Genomic DNA, 18,647 nt, shown 5'->3' on the forward strand with positions numbered 1-18,647 from the left:
CGTTTCACCCGCGCATAAAAATAATCAGTGGGAGTACATCTACATGCAATCGACCAAGCCGACTCACGTCCGCTATTTGATCCTGCTCATGCTGTTTCTGGTGACCACGATCAACTACGCCGACCGGGCCACCATCGCAATCGCCGGCTCCAGCCTGCAAAAAGACCTCGGCATCGACGCGGTCACCCTCGGTTATATCTTCTCCGCATTCGGTTGGGCCTACGTGGCCGGGCAAATTCCCGGTGGCTGGCTGCTGGACCGTTTCGGTTCGAAAAAAATCTACGCGCTGAGCATCTTCACCTGGTCGCTGTTCACCGTGCTGCAGGGCTATGTCGGTGAGTTCGGCATGTCCACGGCGGTGGTTGCGCTGTTCATGCTGCGCTTTTTGGTGGGCCTGGCCGAAGCGCCATCCTTCCCCGGCAACGCACGCATCGTGGCGGCCTGGTTCCCGACCGCTGAGCGCGGCACAGCGTCTGCGATCTTCAACTCGGCGCAATACTTCGCCACCGTGTTGTTCGCACCGCTGATGGGTTGGATCGTTTACAGCTTCGGCTGGCAGCACGTGTTCATCGTCATGGGGGTGATCGGCATCATCTTCTCGGGGATCTGGCTGAAGGTGATCTACAGCCCGCGCCAGCACCCGATGATCAACGACGCCGAGTTCAAGCACATCGCCGACAACGGCGGCATGGTCGACATGGACCAGGACAAAGGCAAAGGCAAAAAGGGCGACGGTCCAAAGTGGGACTACATCCGCCAGCTGCTCACCAACCGCATGATGCTCGGCGTGTATCTGGGCCAGTACTGCATTAACGGTATCACCTACTTCTTCCTGACCTGGTTCCCGGTGTACCTGGTGCAGGAGCGCGGTATGACCATCCTCAAGGCCGGTTTTATTGCCTCGCTGCCGGCGATCTGCGGGTTTATCGGTGGTGTGCTCGGCGGGGTGATTTCCGATTACCTGCTGCGCAAAGGTCACTCGCTGACCTTCGCCCGCAAGGCGCCGATCATCGCCGGCCTGCTGGTTTCCAGTAGCATCGTGGCCTGCAACTATGTAGACGTGGAATGGATGGTCGTCGGCTTCATGGCCCTGGCATTCTTCGGCAAAGGCGTGGGCGCGTTGGGCTGGGCGGTGGTGTCCGACACCTCGCCGAAACAGATCGCCGGTCTCAGCGGTGGCCTGTTCAACACCTTCGGCAACATTGCGTCGATCACCACGCCGATCGTTATCGGCTACATCATCAGCTCCACCGGTTCGTTCAAATGGGCGCTGGTGTTCGTCGGTTGCAACGCGCTGGTAGCCGTCTTCAGCTATCTGGTGATCGTTGGCCCGATCAAGCGTGTGGTACTCAAAGAGCCGCCTGTCAGCGGTCCTGAAACCAACAGTAAATTGTCCGAAGCGCATTCCTGAGGAGCGGCGTCATGCAGTTGATTGAACATTCCGACTCGCCGCGCTACATCCGCCTGCACGAGCGGGACAATGTGGTGATCGTGGTCAATGATCAGGGCGTGCCGGCCGGCACCGAATTCCCCGATGGTTTGGTCACCGTGGATTTCGTGCCGCAGAGCCACAAGGTCACTCTCGAGGACATTCCCGAGGGTGGCCAGGTGATTCGTTACGGCCAGACCATTGGCTACGCGTTGCAGCCGATTCCTCGCGGCAGCTGGGTCAAGGAAGATCAACTGCGCATGCCGACCGCGCCGCCGCTGGACAGCTTGCCGCTGTCCACCGAAGTGCCGGCCGCGCAGGCACCGCTGGAAGGCTTCACCTTCGAGGGTTATCGCAACGCCGACGGCACCGTCGGCACGCGCAACATTCTGGGCATCACCACCACCGTGCAGTGCGTTACCGGCGTGCTGGATCACGCGGTAAAACGCATCAAGGACGAACTGCTGCCCAAGTATCCGAATGTCGACGACGTGGTGGCGCTGACCCACAGTTACGGCTGCGGCGTGGCGATCACCGCCACCGACGCGTACATCCCGATCCGCACCGTGCGCAATCTGGCGCGCAACCCGAACCTGGGTGGCGAAGCGCTGGTGATCAGCCTGGGCTGCGAGAAATTGCAAGCCGGGCAGGTGATGCACGAGAACGATAGCTCGGTGGATTTGAGCGAGCCGTGGCTGTACCGCTTGCAGGACTCCAGCCACGGTTTCACCGAGATGATCGAGCAGATCATGGCGCTGGCCGAGACTCGTTTGAAGAAGCTCGATCTGCGTCGTCGGGAAACCGTGCCGGCCTCCGAGTTGATCCTCGGCATGCAGTGCGGCGGCAGCGATGCGTTCTCTGGCATCACTGCCAACCCGGCGCTGGGTTATGCCTCAGACCTGTTGCTGCGGGCCGGTGCGACGGTGATGTTTTCCGAAGTCACCGAGGTGCGCGACGCGATTTACCTGCTGACGTCCCGCGCCGAAACCGAGGAAGTGGCTCAGGAACTGGTGCGGGAAATGGACTGGTACGACCGTTACCTGGCCAAGGGCGAAGCGGATCGCAGTGCCAACACCACGCCGGGGAACAAGAAGGGCGGGTTGTCGAACATTGTCGAGAAGTCGCTGGGCTCGATCGTCAAGTCCGGCAGCAGCGCGATCAACGGGGTGCTCGGCCCTGGCGAGCGATTCAAGCGCAAAGGGCTGATTTTCTGCGCGACCCCGGCCAGTGATTTTGTCTGCGGGACGTTGCAGTTGGCGGCGGGGATGAACCTGCATGTGTTCACCACCGGGCGGGGTACGCCTTATGGGTTGGCGATGGCGCCGGTGGTAAAGGTGTCGACCCGAACAGAACTGGCGCAACGCTGGCCGGATTTGATCGATATCGATGCCGGGCGAATTGCTACCGGGCGGGCATCGATTGAAGAGCTTGGCTGGGAGTTGTTCCATTACTACCTGGATGTGGCCAGCGGCAAGAAGCAAACGTGGGCTGAGAAGCACAAGCTGCATAACGACATTACCTTGTTCAATCCTGCGCCGATCACCTGAGACCGAGTTGCCTGCTTCGCGAGCAAGCCCGCTCCCACATTGGATTTTCGCCGTGCACAAAATTTCGTGTTCGACGCTGATCAAATGTGGGAGCGGGCTTGCTCGCGAAGGCGTTCTACCAGACGCCAACGTCTCCAGTGGCTTATCATTAGCCCCCTAACGACGCCCACCCAAGGTTCTTCCGGTATGCTGGCTATTTTCCTCGAAACCCTGAACATCACCGCGCCGGTGTTTGCCATGCTGTTTCTGGGGGCGCTGCTCAAGCGCATCGACTGGATCAACGACAACTTCATTCATACCGCGTCGGCCCTGGTGTTCAACGTCACCATGCCGGCGTTGCTGTTTCTGGGCATCTTGCATGCCGACCTGCATGCCGCGCTGCAACCGGCGCTGCTGATCTACTTCTCGATTGCCACGCTGATGTGTTTTGCGATTGCCTGGGGCTGGGCGATCTGGAAATGCCCGAGGGAAGACCGGGGGATCTACACCCAAGGGGCGTTTCGCGGTAACAACGGCGTTATCGGTCTGGCACTGGCGGCGAGCATGTACGGCGACTACGGGATTTCCCTCGGGGCCATTCTCGCGGCGTTGGTGATCCTGTTTTACAACACACTTTCGACCATCGTGCTGGCGGTCTATAGCCCGGTGATCAAGTCTGACCCGTGGAGCATCTGCAAGAGCGTGATGGTCAACCCGCTGATCATCAGCGTGTTTGCGGCGGCGCCGTTTGCGTATTTCAAGATCGGTTTGCCGGGGTGGCTGGAAACGTCCGGCCAGTACCTGGCGCAAACCACCTTGCCGTTGGCGCTGATCTGCATCGGGGGCACGTTGTCACTGGCGGCGATGCGCAAAAGCGGCACGATGGCGCTGAGTTCAAGTCTGGTGAAGATGATCGGCCTGCCGGTGTTGGCGACGCTTGGTGCCTGGCTCTGGGGTTTTCGCGGGGCGGAATTGGGGATTCTGTTTCTGTACTTCGGCAGCCCGACCGCCGCGGCCAGTTTCGTCATGGCTCGGCAGGCCAATGGCAATCATGAACTGGCGGCAGCGATCATCGTGATTACTACGCTGATGGCGGCGGTCACCACCAACATCGGGATCTTTTTGTTGCAGTGGGGTGGGTGGATCTAGCCTTGGGATTTGTGGTGTTTTTCAGATCCGTTCGCGAGCAAGCCCGCTCCCACAGTGGATTTTTGGTGTACACAAAATCTGGTTTCACACCGATCAAGTGTGGGAGCGGGCTTGCTCGCGAAGACGGCAGAACAATCAACACAAATTCCGACGATTACTCCGGCTTCTGGTAGCTATCAATCACTTCCTGCGCCGCCCGAAAGGCATCGATCGCCGCCGGCACGCCGGCATACACCGCGCAATGCAGCAGTGCCTCGCGAATCTCTTCCACGGTGCAGCCGTTGTTCAGCGCACCGCGCACGTGGCCTTTCAATTCTTGCGGGCACTTCAACGCGGTCAGCGCGGCGAGGGTGATCAGGCTGCGGGTTTTCAGCGGCAGACCTTCGCGATTCCACACACCGCCCCAGGCGTGTTCGTTGACGAAGTCCTGCAGCGGCTGAGTGAACTCGGTGGCGTTGCCCAAGGCGCGGTCGACGAAAGCGTCGCCCATCACTTGGCGGCGGACTTCAACCCCAGGCTTTTTATCAGTGCTCATGGCAATACCCTCTTGTGGTGTTGGCGACGCCAGGCGCGTAGCGACGAGAACAGCAAAAACGCCCCCAGCGCCGGCAGGACGAAAAACAGCATCAGGTGTTCAAGCTTTCCGGCCAGCGGCATTCCCGTGGTGAACGACACCACGTGCAGCCCATAGGCCAGGTACAAACCCAAAAACAGCAGGCCTTCGGCGCGCGTCACCCGATAGCCGGAATAGAACACCGGCAGGCACAGCACCGCGACACCGAGCATCACCGGCAGGTCGAAATCCAGGGCATTGGGCGAGACCGACAGCGGCGACGGCGCGATCAATGCGGTAAGCCCGAGCACGCCCAAGAGGTTGAACAGGTTGCTGCCGATCACGTTGCCCACCGCGATGTCCCGCTGACCGCGCAACGCGGCAATCAACGAAGTGGCCAGTTCCGGCAGGGACGTGCTGACGGCGACGATGGTCAGGCCGATGATCCGCTCCGACAACCCCAGGTCAGTCGCAACCGCCACCGCGGCGCCGAGCAGCAAGTGCCCGGCGAACACCAGCATCGCCAGTCCGGCGACAATCATCAGCAAGCTGCTGAACCACGGCGCCTGTGGCGCTTCATGCGCGCTCGATGGCGGACGGGCCGAGTGCCGCGACTGGCGCAGTAGCAAGCCCAGGTACAGCACCAGCGCGCCCAGCAGAATAATGCCGTCTGTGCGGTTCAGTTCTTCATTCCACGCCAGTACGAACACCAGCAGGCTGGCGCCAATCATCAGCGGAATATCCAGGCGCACCAATTGCCGCGACACCCGCAGTGGAATAATCAGCGCCGAGAGCCCGAGGGTGACGAGGATGTTGAAGATGCTGCTGCCGATCACGCTGCCAACGGCGATGTCGGCGTTTTGCGCCAGGGTGGCTTGCAGGCTGACCGCCATCTGCGGTGCGCTGCTGCCGAGGGCCACGATGGTCAGGCCGATGATCAGCGGCCGCACATGCAGTCGCGCGGCCAGGCGCACGGCGGCGCGCACCATCAGTTCGGCACCGGCGATCAGTAAAAACAGACCGCTGAACAATTCAATCACGCTGATCAGGGGTAAATCGGCCAGTCCGAAAATAGTCAGCGCTCCGTCTATCAGTCGTCGAGGGCTTGCACGCGAACTTTCGCGGTGCCACTGCGCAGCATGCCCAACTGCTCGGCCGCTTCACGTGACACGTCGATCAGGCGCCCACGTGAGTATGGCCCGCGGTCGTTGATGCGCACCACGCAGGACCTGTCGTTATTCAGGTTGGTAATCTTCACCCGGGTGCCGAATGGCAACTGGCGATGGGCGGCGGTCAGGCCGTGCTGGTTGAAACGCTCGCCGCTGGCGGTGCGTTTGCCATGATGTTTGGCGCCGTAATACGAAGCTACGCCGGTCTTGTCGTAGCCGTGTGGATCAACAACATCCGTGCTGGCGCAACCGGCCAGTAGAGAGAGCAGGGCGCAGGCACTGAGCAGACGCTTCATAAAAGGTATCCCGGAAACAAATGTGGGAGCGGGCTTGCTCGCGAATGCATTCTGACAGTCAACCTTGTGTTGAGTGCCGGACCGCGTTCGCGAGCAAGCCCGCTCCCACAGGGAATGGAGCCAGGTTTGAATGCTGGCTCCATTCTCATCAGCCTTCGAGCTTGCTTTTCAGCAGTTCGTTGACCTGTTGCGGGTTGGCCTTGCCTTTGGAGGCTTTCATGGCCTGGCCGACGAAGAAGCCGAACATCTTGCCGCGTTTGGCTTCGTCTGCCGCGCGGTATTGTTCGACCTGCTCGGCGTTGGCCGCGAGCATTTCGTCCAGCACCGCCGAGATCGCGCCAGTGTCGGTCACTTGCTTGAGGCCGCGCTTGTCGATGATCTCGTCTGCGCTGCCTTCGCCGTTGGCCATGGCTTCAAACACCACCTTGGCGATTTTGCCGGAGATGGTGTTGTCCTTGATGCGCAGCAGCATGCCCCCCAGTTGCTCGGCTGAAACCGGCGACTGGTCGATGTCCAGGCCTTGCTTGTTCAACAGGCTGCCCAGTTCAACCATCACCCAGTTAGCCGCCAGTTTGGCGTCGCCGCCGATGCTCGCGACTTTCTCGAAGTAATCGGCTTGCTCGCGGCTGGTGGCCAGGACGCTGGCGTCGTAGACCGACAGACCGAACTGTTCCTGGAAACGCTCGCGCTTCCGCGGTGGCAGTTCCGGCAGGGTGGCGCGCACGTCGTCGAGGAACGAGTCTTCGATGACCACCGGCAGCAGGTCCGGATCGGGGAAGTAACGGTAGTCGTTGGCTTCCTCTTTGCTGCGCATCGGACGGGTTTCGTCCTTGTTCGGATCGTACAGACGGGTCTGCTGGATCACTTTGCCGCCGTCTTCGATCAGCTCGATCTGACGCTGCACTTCGGTGTTGATCGCCTTCTCGATGAAGCGGAAAGAGTTGACGTTCTTGATCTCGCAGCGCGTGCCGAATTCAACCTGGCCCTTCGGACGGATCGACACGTTGCAGTCGCAACGCAGCGAACCTTCGGCCATGTTGCCGTCGCAGATTCCCAGGTAACGCACCAGTGCATGGATTGCCTTGACGTAAGCCACGGCTTCCTTGGCGCTGCGCATGTCCGGCTCGGAAACGATCTCCAGCAACGGCGTGCCGGCGCGGTTCAGGTCGATGCCGGTGGCACCGTTGAACTCTTCGTGCAGGCTTTTACCGGCGTCTTCTTCCAGGTGCGCGCGGGTAATGCCGACGCGTTTGACCGTGCCGTCTTCCAGCGCGATGTCCAGGTGGCCCTTGCCGACGATCGGCAATTCCATCTGGCTGATCTGGTAGCCCTTGGGCAGGTCCGGGTAGAAATAGTTTTTGCGGGCGAACACGTTGTGCTGGCCGATCTCGGCATCGATGGCCAGACCGAACATCACTGCCATGCGCACCGCTTCCTGGTTCAGCACCGGCAATACGCCGGGCATGCCCAGGTCAACCAGGCTGGCCTGGGTGTTCGGCTCGGAACCGAAGGTGGTGGAACTACCGGAAAAGATTTTCGACCGGGTGGTGAGCTGGGTGTGAATCTCCAGCCCGATCACGACTTCCCATTGCATGTGTTTCTCCTCAGAAGCCGGTTGGGGTGCGGGTGTGCCAGTCAGTGTTCAACTGATACTGGTGCGCAACGTTGAGCAAGCGGCCTTCCTGGAAATACGGGGCGAGCAACTGCACGCCGACCGGCAGGCCATCGACAAAACCTGCAGGCATGGACAAGCCCGGCAAGCCGGCGAGGTTGGCGGTGATGGTGTAGACGTCTTCCAGGTACGCAGCGACCGGGTCGCTGTTCTTGGCGCCGAGCTTCCAGGCCGGGTTCGGCGTGGTTGGGCCGAGGATGATGTCGACCTCATTAAAGGCAGCCATGAAGTCGTTCTTGATCAGGCGACGGATTTTCTGCGCTTTCAGGTAGTAGGCGTCGTAGTAACCGGCCGACAGCGCGTAGGCACCGACCATGATCCGGCGCTGCACTTCCGGGCCGAAACCTTCGCCACGGGAACGCTTGTACAGGTCTTCCAGGTTTTTCGGGTCTTCGCAGCGATAGCCGAATCGCACGCCGTCGAAACGCGACAGGTTGGAAGAGGCTTCCGCCGGGGCGATCACGTAGTACGCAGGGATTGCGTGCTGCATGTTCGGCAGGCTGATTTCCTTGACCACGGCGCCGAGTTTTTTCAGCTCTTCAACGCTGGCCATGACCAGGTCCGCGATGCGCGAGTCCAGACCTGCGCTGAAGTACTCTTTCGGCACGCCGATGCGCAGGCCTTGCAGCGAACCGTTGAGGCCGGCGCTGTAATCAGGCACGGGCTCGTCGATGCTGGTGGAATCCTGCGGGTCGAAACCGGCCATGCCTTGCAGCAGGATCGCGCAGTCTTCGGCGGTGCGGGCCAATGGGCCGCCCTGATCGAGGCTGGACGCGTAGGCAATCATGCCCCAGCGCGAAACACGACCGTACGTCGGTTTCAGGCCGGTGAGGTTGGTCAGCGCGGCGGGCTGACGAATCGAACCGCCGGTGTCGGTGCCAGTGGCTGCCGGCAACAGGCGCGCGGCAACTGCAGCAGCCGAACCGCCAGACGAACCGCCCGGAACGTGTTCCAGGTTCCACGGGTTTTTCACTGCGCCGTAGTAACTCGACTCGTTGGCCGACCCCATGGCGAATTCGTCCATGTTGGTCTTGCCCAGGGTCACGGCCCCGGCAGCAGCCAGTTTGGCGACCACGGTGGCGTCGTACGGTGCTTTAAAGTTGTCGAGCATCTTCGAGCCGCAGCTGGTGCGGATGCCCTGGGTGCAGAACAGGTCTTTGTGCGCGATCGGCGCGCCGAGCAGGGCGCCGCTCTCACCGTTGGCCCGACGAGCGTCAGCGGCTTTCGCCTGCTGCAGCGCCAGGTCTTCGGTGAGGCTGATGAAACTGTTGAGCTGCGGGTCAAGCTGGGCGATACGCGCCAGCAGGACTTTGGTCAGCTCTTCGGAAGAAAACTTTTTGTCGGCGAGTCCGCGGGCGATCTCGGCCAGAGTCAATTGATGCATTGCAGGCTCTTTCCCTTTAGTCGATGACTTTCGGAACCAGATACAGGCCGTTTTCGACCGCTGGTGCGATGGACTGATAGGCCTCGCGATGATTGGTTTCGGTCACGACGTCTGCACGCAGGCGCTGGCTCGCTTCCAATGGGTGGGCCAGCGGCTCGATACCGTCGGTATTGACCGCTTGCATTTCGTCGACCAGCCCGAGAATGCTGTTCAGGGCCGAAGTGATGTGTGGAAGATCGGCATCATTGAGGCCAAGGCAGGCCAAATGAGCGATTTTTTCCACGTCGGAGCGTTCAAGCGCCATGGGATTCTCCAGTGGAAAACAGAACGGACGGCGTCCGTGTGTTAGATTGTCGGAACACTACCGCATTTCTACGGTCTCAAGGCCGCGATTGTGGGGCTTGGTGCACAGAAAAGCGGCCAATTTAACATATTGGCGCCTTGCCCAAAATCCCTGTCGTTGTTAGAGTTTGCCGCACTTTTTTACCCACGCGTTGCCTAGGGTCCCTTTCCCATGTTCAAGAAACTGCGTGGCATGTTTTCCAGCGATCTTTCCATTGACCTGGGCACTGCCAACACCCTTATTTACGTGCGCGAGCGCGGTATCGTCCTGAATGAGCCATCGGTTGTGGCTATTCGGACACACGGTAACCAGAAAAGTGTCGTTGCTGTCGGCACCGAGGCCAAGCGTATGCTCGGCCGTACGCCGGGCAACATTGCTGCCATTCGTCCGATGAAGGACGGTGTGATCGCCGACTTCAGCGTCTGCGAAAAAATGCTGCAGTACTTTATCAACAAGGTTCACGAAAACAGCTTTCTGCAGCCTAGCCCTCGTGTGCTGATCTGCGTTCCATGCAAATCCACCCAGGTTGAGCGACGTGCCATCCGTGAATCGGCCCTTGGTGCCGGTGCCCGCGAAGTGTTCCTGATCGAAGAGCCGATGGCTGCTGCAATCGGTGCCGGTCTGCCGGTGGAAGAAGCTCGCGGTTCGATGGTTGTCGATATCGGTGGCGGTACCACTGAAATCGCGCTGATCTCCCTCAACGGTGTGGTCTATGCCGAATCCGTACGGGTTGGCGGCGACCGCTTCGACGAAGCGATCATCACCTACGTGCGTCGCAATTACGGCAGCCTGATCGGCGAATCCACCGCCGAGCGCATCAAACAGGAAATCGGTACGGCTTACCCGGGCGGCGAAGTTCGCGAAGTCGACGTTCGTGGCCGCAACCTGGCCGAAGGCGTTCCACGCGCATTCACCCTGAACTCCAATGAAGTGCTGGAAGCTCTGCAAGAGTCCCTGGCCACCATCGTTCAGGCCGTGAAAAGTGCACTGGAGCAATCGCCTCCGGAGCTGGCATCGGATATCGCCGAACGTGGTCTGGTACTGACCGGTGGTGGCGCCTTGCTGCGCGACCTCGACAAGTTGCTGGCCCAGGAAACCGGTCTGCCGGTGATCGTCGCCGAAGACCCGTTGACCTGCGTTGCACGCGGCGGTGGTCGTGCATTGGAAATGATGGATAAACACACCATGGATCTGCTTTCCAGCGAATAAGTCGCCGGATCGCCTCTATGCTGTTGAGCGCGCAGGCAGCACTTTGCAGTGCTGCCTGTTGCGTTTATCTTCTGTCAGTCTGCATCCAGGCCGGTTTGATGCCGTATGAATAAAGAGAACATTTGCCTGGGAGGAGCGGCTTATTAAACCGCTTTTCACCAAAGGCCCCTCACTGGGCGTGCGCTTGTTGGTGCTGGCCGTGCTATCGGTCGCGCTGATGGTGGTCGATGCCCGCTTCACACTGCTCAAGCCAGTGCGTAGCCAAATGTCGCTGGTGCTGATGCAGTCTTACTGGATCACCGACCTGCCGCAGCGGCTATGGCAAGGTGTGGCCAGCCAATTTGGCAGCCGGACCGAACTGGTCGCCGAAAACGAAAAACTCAAAACCGAAAACCTGCTGTTGCAGGGGCGCATGCAAAAGCTGGCAGCCCTTACCGAGCAGAACGTTCGGCTGCGCGAGTTGCTCAACTCTTCCGCGCTGGTCAACGAAAAGGTCGAAGTGGCCGAGCTGATCGGCATGGACCCCAACCCCTTTACCCATCGCATCATCATCAATAAAGGTGAGCGCGACGGTGTGATCCTCGGTCAGCCGGTGCTCGATGCCCGCGGCCTGATGGGGCAGGTGGTCGAGTTGATGCCGTATACCTCCCGCGTACTGTTGCTGACTGACACCACTCACAGCATTCCGGTGCAGGTGAACCGTAACGGTCTGCGGGCGATTGCCAGCGGCACCGGTAACCCGGAGCGCCTTGAGCTGCGTCATGTGGCCGATACCGCCGACATCAAAGAAGGCGATTTGCTGGTCAGCTCCGGCCTCGGTCAGCGTTTCCCGGCGGGTTACCCGGTGGCGACGGTCAAGGAAGTGATTCACGATTCCGGTCAACCGTTCGCCATCGTCCGTGCGGTGCCGACCGCTGCATTGAACCGCAGCCGTTATCTGTTGTTGGTATTCAGTGACGGACGCACGCCTGAGGAACGCGCCAACGACGCCGCCCAGGCTCAGGAAGCGCTGGACCAGCATGGCGGTGGGCCGATCATTCCCGCAACCGTGCCCAAACCTGCCGTGTCGGTGATACCGGCTGCCGTTGCTGCTCCGGCTGTTCCGGCGGCTGCACCTGCTGCCGCAACCCCGGCAACCGCTGCTCATGCTGCCAGCAAGCCACCCGCGTCGGCACCGGCCGCCGTCAAACCATCGGCGGCCCAACCCGCTGCCGTGAAGCCAGCTGCCAAACCGCCTGTTTCTGCGCCGGCTACCACTGGGGGAAGAGAATAATGGGCGGTACCACTTCCTCCCGAAACGGCTGGATGGTCTGGTTGACCTTTGCCATTGGCATGCTGCTCAGCGTTTCGCCGTTGCCGCAATTCATGGAAATCCTGCGCCCTCTATGGCTGGCCTTGCTATTGGCCTTTTGGGCGCTGGCCCTGCCGCAGAAAGTCGGCATGGTGACCGCCTGGTGCCTGGGACTGGCCGAAGATGTGCTGTATGGCACGTTGCTGGGCCAGAACGCGTTGATCCTCACACTCATTACCTTCCTGGTGCTATCGCTGCAACAGCGCCTGCGCATGTTCCCGATGTGGCAACAGAGCCTGGTGATCCTGGTGATCTTCGGCCTCGCTCAACTGGTTCAGTTGTGGCTGAGCGCCCTGACCGGCAATCGTCAGCCGACCCTGGCACTGGTGTTGCCGGCACTGGTCAGTGCGTTGCTCTGGCCCTGGATCAGCTACGGTTTGCGCGGTTTGCGTCGACGCTACAAAATCAATTAATTCGGTCAGGCATGTGCTCGCACCGGTGCCCTGTCTCGACAAAAAGGAACAGTATTTGTGAGACAGGGCGCTAGCAGGGAGATGTCTTGATGAAACAGCTGTACCTCGCCTCAGGCTCGCCGCGTCGGCGTGAACTGCTCACGCAAATCGGCGTGTCGTTCTCCGTCATCAGCGCGGACATCGATGAAACCCCCTTACCTGAAGAATGCCCATTGGCCTATGTCGAGCGTCTGGCGCGCGGCAAGGCCGAGGCCGGGCATGGCACGGTCGTGTCCGACGCCGATTTCTGCGTGCTGGGTGCCGACACCGCCGTGGTGCTGGACGGGAAAATTCTCGGCAAGCCGGTGGACGAAGCCGACGCATGCGCCATGCTTATGCTGTTGTCTGGGCGCGAACATGAAGTGCTGACCGCGATTGCGGTGCGCAATGGCGAGCGTTGCGAGTCTTTGGTGGTGCGCAGCCTGGTGCGTTTTCGCAACATCGACCGCGACGAAGCAGCGGCCTATTGGGCCAGCGGCGAACCCCGGGACAAGGCTGGCGGTTACGGGATTCAAGGACTGGGCGCGGTGTTCGTCGCCGGTCTCAACGGCAGTTACTCGGCGGTGGTCGGATTGCCCCTGTGCGAAACCTGCGAGCTACTCGGCCATTTCGGCATACCCTGTTGGCAAACCTTTAACGCGCGTTGAGCGTCGTACTGACAAGATGCGGCCATTATCGTGAACATGCCTGAACGAGACCCTGCCATGAGTGAAGAGATCCTGATCAACATCACGCCGATGGAATCGCGCGTGGCGGTGGTCGAAAACGGTGTCCTGCAAGAGGTCCATGTCGAGCGCACGCAAAAGCGCGGGATCGTCGGCAACATCTATAAAGGCAAAGTCGTGCGGGTATTGCCAGGCATGCAGGCCGCCTTCGTCGATATCGGTCTGGACCGCGCCGCGTTCATTCATGCCTCGGAGATTTCTCTTCGCGAAGGCCCGACGGTCGAAAGCATCAGTGCGCTGGTTCATGAAGGTCAAAGCCTGGTGGTGCAAGTCACCAAGGACCCGATCGGCTCCAAAGGCGCACGCCTGACCACGCAACTGTCGATTCCGTCGCGCTATCTGGTGTACATGCCTCGCACCGCCCACGTCGGCATTTCCCTGAAGATCGAGGACGAAGCCGAGCGCGAACGCCTCAAGCAGGTGGTCACCGACTGCGTGGCCAAAGAAGGCATCAAGGAGGCCGGTGGTTTCATTTTGCGTACTGCTGCCGAAGGGGCCGGGGCCGATGAAATCCTCATGGATATCCGCTATCTGCGCAGGCTCTGGGACCAGATCAACGAACAGATCAAGACCATCAGCGCGCCGAGTGTGATTTATGAAGACCTCGGCCTTGCGCTACGCACCTTGCGTGACCTGGTGAGCCCGAAGATCGAGAAGATCCGCATCGATTCCCGGGAAACCTTCCAGAAAACCACGCAATTCGTCGCCGAATTGATGCCGGAGATTGCCGACCGTCTGGAGCATTACCCTGGCGAACGGCCGATCTTCGACCTGTACGGTGTCGAAGACGAAATCCAGAAAGCCCTGGAGCGCAAGGTACCGCTCAAGTCCGGCGGCTATCTGGTGGTCGATCCGGCGGAAGCCATGAGCACCATCGACGTCAATACCGGGGCCTTTGTCGGTCATCGCAACCTCGAAGAAACCATCTTCAAGACCAACCTCGAAGCCGCCACCGCCATTGCCCGTCAGCTGCGCCTGCGTAATCTGGGCGGGATTATCATCATCGACTTCATCGACATGGAAGATGAAGAACATCAGCGTCAGGTGTTGCGAACCCTCGAGAAGCAACTGGAACGCGATCACGCCAAGACCAACATCATTGGCATCACCGAGTTGGGCCTGGTGCAAATGACCCGCAAGCGCACCCGCGAAAGTCTCGAGCAAGTGCTGTGCGAACCGTGCAGCAGTTGCCAGGGGCGCGGCAAACTCAAGACGCCGGAAACCGTGTGCTACGAGATCTTCCGCGAAATCCTGCGCGAGGCCAGGGCCTATCAGGCCGAAGGCTATAGGGTGCTGGCGAATCAGAAAGTGGTCGACCGTTTGCTCGACGAAGAGTCGGGCAATGTCGCCGAGCTCGAAGGCTTTATCGGGCGCACCATTCGGTTCCAGGTGGAAACCATGTACTCCCAGGAACAATACGACGTGGTGTTGCTCTGAATCGTTGTGTTTCACCTTCACTAGAACGGCTGGCCTCAGCTTTTTGCAGTATTTTTGCCACGGGAGCCAACTGACATGGACCGTCTGACACGCATTTTGGCCGCACTGACCCGCTGGGGTCTGGGCCTGTGTGCGTTGGTTTTGGTGCTGATGGCGCTGTTCGTCAGCCTTGGCCGAGAGCTGACGCCGCTGGTGGCCGAGTACCGTGCCGACATCGAAGACAAAGCCAGCGATGCCTTGGGCATGCCCCTGCAGATCGGCAAGCTGGAAGGCAACTGGAGCGGTTTCGCCCCGGTTCTGCTGGCCCATGATGTGATGGTCGGTGAGGGTTCCAATGCCTTGCGCCTGGATCAGGTGCGCGCGGTGCCGGATCTCTGGGCCAGCCTGCTGGCGCGCGAAGTGCGCATTGCACACCTGGAACTTAACGGCCTGAAGATCAGCCTCAAGGAAGGTGAGGACGGTCATTGGGCGCTGGAAGGTTTGCCGGTGCAGCAGGACCAGCCGCTGAACCCGGAGCAACTGCTCAATCGCATGCAGAGTGTCCAGCAGCTGTCGGTACTCGACAGCCAGATCACCTTGCAGCCGTTGGGGGAGTCACCGCTGACCCTGACCTACGTCGGCCTGAATCTGAAAACCGGTCCATCGCGCCAGCGGCTCGATGCCCGTTTGACCCTGCCCGACGGGCAGCCAGTTGCGATGAGCCTGCGCACCCATTTGCGCGCAGCCCAATGGAAGGACGGTGAAGCGGACGCTTACCTGAGCCTGCCGCAAAGCGATTGGTCGAAATGGTTGCCCGAGCGCCTGACCCAACAATGGAATTTCTCCGAGATCAAGGCCGGTGGTGAGCTCTGGGTGAACTGGAGCAAAGGCACCCTGCAACGCGCCGCAATTCGTTTGAACGCGCCACAACTCAAGGGTGCCTATGCCGAGCGCAAGCCGATCCAGATCAACAACCTGGCGCTGAACGGGTATTTCCAGCGCAGTTCCACAGGCGTTCTGGTGACCCTGGATTCCCTGGCCATGAGCCTGGGTGACAGCCGCTGGGAATCGAAACTGCAATTTCAACAAACGGCAGCGACAGACAAGGCGCCAGAGCTCTTGCATCTGCAAGCCGACCGTCTGGATCTCACACCGCTCACTCCGCTGCTGAACGCCCTGGGTCCGCTGCCCGAAGGGGTCGCCACGGCGGTCGAGCGGCTCAAGGTCACCGGAGTCTTGCGCAATGTGCTGATTGACTTTCGCCCAGCCGCTACCGATGACACTAAATTCAGTTTTGCCGCCAACCTGGAAAAAGTCGGCTTCGACGCTTATCGCGGTGCACCAGCGGTGCGAAATGTCAGTGGCAGCATCAGCGGCGACCTCGGGCAGGGCGAACTGCGCATGGACAGCAAGGATTTCTCCCTGCATCTGGACCCGATTTTCGCCAAGCCATGGCAATACATTCAGGCCAACGCCCGGTTGACCTGGAAACTCGACAAAGAAGCTTTCACCCTGATCGCACCGTACCTGAAGGTGCTGGGCGAGGAGGGCAAGATTGCCGGCGATTTCCTGATACGCCTGCATTTCGATCACGCCCGGGAAGACTACATGGACCTGCGGGTCGGCCTGGTCGACGGCGACGGTCGCTACACCGCCAAGTACCTGCCGACGGTTCTCAGCCCGGGGCTGGACGAATGGCTGCGCACCGCGATTCTCAAAGGCGCGGTGGATGAAGGCTTCTTCCAGTACCAGGGTTCACTGAACCACGGCGCCGCCGAAACGGCTCGCAGCATCAGCCTGTTTTTCAAGGTCCACGATGCCGAGCTGGCGTTTCAGCCGGGCTGGCCGCATGTCAGCAAGGTCAGCGGCGATGTGTTCATCGAAGACAGCGGCGTGCGGATCCTCGCGAGCGAGGGCCAATTGCTCGATACTCAGGTCCGCGACGTCTACGTCAATATTCCTCGTGTGCCTGCCGGGCAGAGCACTCATCTGTTCCTCGATGGCGCGTTCGCTGGCGGGTTGGGCGATGGCCTGAAGATTCTGCAAGAAGCGCCAATCGGCACCGCCGACACGTTCGCTGGCTGGGAAGGCGAGGGCGATCTGCAAGGCAAGCTCAAACTCGATATCCCGCTGGTCAAAGGCGAGCAGCCGAAAATCCTCGTCGACTTCAAAACCGCCAAGGCCCGTTTGAAGCTCAGTGAGCCCACCCTGGAACTGACGCACCTCAAGGGTGATTTTCGTTTCGACAGCTCCAAGGGGCTGAGCGGGCAAAAGATCACGGCGCGGGCCTTCGACAAGCCGGTGACCGCACAGATATTCGCTGAAGGCAGCCCGGGCAAGCTCAACACCCGGGTTGCGGCGACGAGTGAGGTCGAGGTCAAAAAACTGACTGAATGGCTGAACGTCACTCAGCCATTGCCGGTGACGGGGACGATCCCTTATCAGCTGCAACTGAACCTTGCTGGCGCCGACAGCCAATTGATGGTCAGCTCCAATCTCAAAGGCGCGGCGGTGGATTTGCCGGCACCGTTCGGCATGGCGGCCGATGTCGGGCGCGATACCGTGTTCCGCATGACCCTGCAGGGACCGGAGCGGCGTTATTGGGCTACCTATGGTGATCTGGCGAGTTTCACCTTTGCGGCACCGGCCGGCAATTTCACCGACGGTCGCGGCGAGTTGTATCTCGGTGGCGGCAGTGCCGTGTTGCCCGGCGCCAAAGGCTTGCGCGTGCGTGGGGTGCTGTCCGAGCTGGATGTCGCCCCTTGGCAGGATCTGGTGACCAAATACGCTGGCCAGGATCCTGGCGGCAGTGCCAAACAGTTGCTCAGTGGCGCGGATTTGAAGGTTGGAAAACTCACTGGTTTCGGCACCACCCTCGATCAGGCGTCGGTGCAGTTGACGCGTAAACCGACCGCGTGGGCCTTGCAACTCGACAGTCAGCAGGCCAAGGGCAGCGTGGGAATTCCCGATGCGAAAGCCGCACCGATTGCGGTCAATCTGCAGTACGTACGTTTGCCGGCACGAGACCCTACCGCGCTGGCTGACGAGAATTCGCCGGATCCGCTGGCCACGGTGGACCCGACGAAGATCCCGGCGCTGGATGTCACGATTAATCAGCTGTTCCAGGGGCCGGATCTGGTGGGCGGGTGGCACCTGAAGATTCGGCCGACCGACAAGGGCGTCGCCTTCAATGCCCTTGATCTGGGCCTCAAGGGCATTCTCTTGCGGGGCAGCGGTGGCTGGGAAGGCGTGCCGGGTAGCTCCAGCAGTTGGTACAAGGGCCGAGTCAGTGGCAAGAACCTTGCCGACGTGCTCAAGGGCTGGGGTTTTGCACCGAGCGTCACCAGCGAAGAGTTTCACATGGACGTCGATGGTCGTTGGCCTGGGTCACCCGCGTGGCTGGCCACCAAACGCTTCTCCGGCAGCCTTGATGCGTCACTGAATAAAGGTCAGTTTGTTGAAGTCGAGGGCGGGGCTCAGGCGCTGCGGGTATTTGGCCTGCTCAACTTCAACTCCATTGGCCGCCGCTTGCGCCTGGACTTTTCCGACCTGTTCGGCAAAGGCTTGAGCTATGACCGGGTCAAAGGCTTGCTGGTTGCCAGTAACGGCGTCTACGTGACCCGTGAACCCATTCTGCTGACCGGGCCGTCGAGTAATGTGGAGCTCAATGGCACGCTGGACCTGGTGGGTGATCAGATCGATGCCAAGTTGTTGGTGACTTTACCGGTGACCAACAATCTGCCGATTGCCGCGCTGATCGTCGGTGCACCGGCCGTCGGCGGGGCGCTGTTTCTGATCGACAAGCTGATCGGTGACCGCGTGGCGCGCTATGCCAGCGTCAAATACACCGTCAAAGGCCCATGGAAAGATCCGAAAATCACCTTCGACAAGCCTTTTTGAAAAGCCACTCTCCAGGCCTATGGAGTAGCATGTTTTCATGCGACGCCGCTTACCCCTGTAGGAGCTGCCGCAG

15 protein-coding genes are annotated in these 18,647 nt (G+C 60.3%); 9 read left to right on the plus strand and 6 right to left on the minus strand.

Features of this window, described 5'->3' with window-relative positions:
• Window positions 1–43 precede the first annotated feature (43 nt).
• From PMI36_RS28035 to PMI36_RS28025, 3 genes are all read left to right on the plus strand, one after another.
• Window positions 44–1,411 (plus strand): MFS transporter, encoded by a 1,368-nt coding sequence (locus tag PMI36_RS28035; protein WP_008067299.1) that lies wholly within the window; start codon window positions 44–46, stop codon window positions 1,409–1,411.
• Window positions 1,412–1,422: 11 nt separating this feature from the next.
• Window positions 1,423–2,976 carry a galactarate dehydratase gene (garD, locus tag PMI36_RS28030; RefSeq protein WP_008067302.1) on the plus strand — a complete coding sequence of 518 codons (1,554 nt, stop codon included), beginning with the start codon at window positions 1,423–1,425 and terminating at the stop codon, window positions 2,974–2,976.
• Between the two features lie 186 nt (window positions 2,977–3,162).
• Window positions 3,163–4,104, plus strand: coding sequence for an AEC family transporter (locus tag PMI36_RS28025; RefSeq protein ID WP_008067303.1), 942 nt, complete (start codon window positions 3,163–3,165; stop codon window positions 4,102–4,104).
• A gap of 154 nt (window positions 4,105–4,258) precedes the next feature.
• Here the strand turns inward: PMI36_RS28025 and PMI36_RS28020 are convergent, their stop codons facing one another.
• From PMI36_RS28020 to gatC, 6 genes are all read right to left on the minus strand, one after another.
• Window positions 4,259–4,639, minus strand: coding sequence for a carboxymuconolactone decarboxylase family protein (locus tag PMI36_RS28020; RefSeq protein ID WP_008067305.1), 381 nt, complete (start codon window positions 4,637–4,639; stop codon window positions 4,259–4,261).
• Window positions 4,636–5,697, minus strand: coding sequence for a calcium/sodium antiporter (locus PMI36_RS28015; protein ID WP_008067306.1), 1,062 nt, complete (start codon window positions 5,695–5,697; stop codon window positions 4,636–4,638). Before PMI36_RS28015 ends, PMI36_RS28020 begins: the two co-directional genes overlap by 4 nt.
• A gap of 50 nt (window positions 5,698–5,747) precedes the next feature.
• On the minus strand, window positions 5,748–6,122 hold the full coding sequence (locus PMI36_RS28010; RefSeq protein WP_008067308.1) for a septal ring lytic transglycosylase RlpA family protein: 375 nt from the start codon (window positions 6,120–6,122) through the stop codon (window positions 5,748–5,750).
• 148 nt (window positions 6,123–6,270) lie between these two features.
• Window positions 6,271–7,716, minus strand: a complete 1,446-nt coding sequence (gatB, locus tag PMI36_RS28005; RefSeq protein ID WP_008067310.1) for an Asp-tRNA(Asn)/Glu-tRNA(Gln) amidotransferase subunit GatB — start codon at window positions 7,714–7,716, stop codon at window positions 6,271–6,273.
• Window positions 7,717–7,726: 10 nt separating this feature from the next.
• Entirely contained in the window at window positions 7,727–9,178 is a 1,452-nt protein-coding gene (gatA, locus tag PMI36_RS28000; RefSeq protein ID WP_008067312.1) for an Asp-tRNA(Asn)/Glu-tRNA(Gln) amidotransferase subunit GatA, read from the minus strand.
• A gap of 16 nt (window positions 9,179–9,194) precedes the next feature.
• On the minus strand, window positions 9,195–9,482 hold the full coding sequence (gene gatC / locus PMI36_RS27995) for an Asp-tRNA(Asn)/Glu-tRNA(Gln) amidotransferase subunit GatC (RefSeq protein ID WP_007901429.1): 288 nt from the start codon (window positions 9,480–9,482) through the stop codon (window positions 9,195–9,197).
• A 210-nt stretch (window positions 9,483–9,692) separates the two neighbouring features.
• Between gatC and mreB the strand changes: the two genes are divergently transcribed.
• The 6 genes from mreB (at window position 9,693) to PMI36_RS27965 (ending at window position 18,574) form a co-directional block, all read left to right on the plus strand.
• Window positions 9,693–10,730 (plus strand): rod shape-determining protein MreB, encoded by a 1,038-nt coding sequence (gene mreB, locus PMI36_RS27990; RefSeq protein ID WP_002555108.1) that lies wholly within the window; start codon window positions 9,693–9,695, stop codon window positions 10,728–10,730.
• A 142-nt stretch (window positions 10,731–10,872) separates the two neighbouring features.
• The gene (gene mreC, locus PMI36_RS27985; RefSeq protein WP_081499219.1) at window positions 10,873–12,003 is read left to right on the plus strand and encodes a rod shape-determining protein MreC; all 1,131 of its coding nucleotides are present in this window, start codon (window positions 10,873–10,875) and stop codon (window positions 12,001–12,003) included.
• Window positions 12,003–12,494 (plus strand): rod shape-determining protein MreD, encoded by a 492-nt coding sequence (gene mreD / locus PMI36_RS27980; RefSeq protein ID WP_007901481.1) that lies wholly within the window; start codon window positions 12,003–12,005, stop codon window positions 12,492–12,494. Before mreC ends, mreD begins: the two co-directional genes overlap by 1 nt.
• An 89-nt stretch (window positions 12,495–12,583) precedes the next feature.
• Complete coding sequence (locus PMI36_RS27975; RefSeq protein ID WP_008067329.1) at window positions 12,584–13,180, plus strand: Maf family protein; 597 nt, start codon at window positions 12,584–12,586, stop codon at window positions 13,178–13,180.
• A gap of 57 nt (window positions 13,181–13,237) precedes the next feature.
• Window positions 13,238–14,695, plus strand: coding sequence for a ribonuclease G (rng, locus tag PMI36_RS27970; RefSeq protein WP_008067330.1), 1,458 nt, complete (start codon window positions 13,238–13,240; stop codon window positions 14,693–14,695).
• Window positions 14,696–14,770: 75 nt separating this feature from the next.
• Complete coding sequence (locus PMI36_RS27965; RefSeq protein ID WP_008067331.1) at window positions 14,771–18,574, plus strand: YhdP family protein; 3,804 nt, start codon at window positions 14,771–14,773, stop codon at window positions 18,572–18,574.
• Window positions 18,575–18,647: the final 73 nt, after the last annotated feature.

It is taken from the genome of Pseudomonas sp. GM79 (assembly GCF_000282495.1).
GTDB lineage: Bacteria > Pseudomonadota > Gammaproteobacteria > Pseudomonadales > Pseudomonadaceae > Aquipseudomonas.

Coding starts and splice junctions, on each gene's coding strand:
- PMI36_RS27975 (WP_008067329.1), top strand. CDS start 12,584: ATGAAACAGCTGTACCTCGCCTCAGGCTCGCCGCGTCGGCGTGAACTG.
- mreD (WP_007901481.1), top strand. CDS start 12,003: ATGGGCGGTACCACTTCCTCCCGAAACGGCTGGATGGTCTGGTTGACC.
- gatA (WP_008067312.1), bottom strand. CDS start 9,178: ATGCATCAATTGACTCTGGCCGAGATCGCCCGCGGACTCGCCGACAAA.
- garD (WP_008067302.1), top strand. CDS start 1,423: ATGCAGTTGATTGAACATTCCGACTCGCCGCGCTACATCCGCCTGCAC.
- mreB (WP_002555108.1), top strand. CDS start 9,693: ATGTTCAAGAAACTGCGTGGCATGTTTTCCAGCGATCTTTCCATTGAC.
- PMI36_RS28035 (WP_008067299.1), top strand. CDS start 44: ATGCAATCGACCAAGCCGACTCACGTCCGCTATTTGATCCTGCTCATG.
- gatB (WP_008067310.1), bottom strand. CDS start 7,716: ATGCAATGGGAAGTCGTGATCGGGCTGGAGATTCACACCCAGCTCACC.
- rng (WP_008067330.1), top strand. CDS start 13,238: ATGAGTGAAGAGATCCTGATCAACATCACGCCGATGGAATCGCGCGTG.
- gatC (WP_007901429.1), bottom strand. CDS start 9,482: ATGGCGCTTGAACGCTCCGACGTGGAAAAAATCGCTCATTTGGCCTGC.
- PMI36_RS27965 (WP_008067331.1), top strand. CDS start 14,771: ATGGACCGTCTGACACGCATTTTGGCCGCACTGACCCGCTGGGGTCTG.
- PMI36_RS28020 (WP_008067305.1), bottom strand. CDS start 4,639: ATGAGCACTGATAAAAAGCCTGGGGTTGAAGTCCGCCGCCAAGTGATG.
- PMI36_RS28025 (WP_008067303.1), top strand. CDS start 3,163: ATGCTGGCTATTTTCCTCGAAACCCTGAACATCACCGCGCCGGTGTTT.
- PMI36_RS28010 (WP_008067308.1), bottom strand. CDS start 6,122: ATGAAGCGTCTGCTCAGTGCCTGCGCCCTGCTCTCTCTACTGGCCGGT.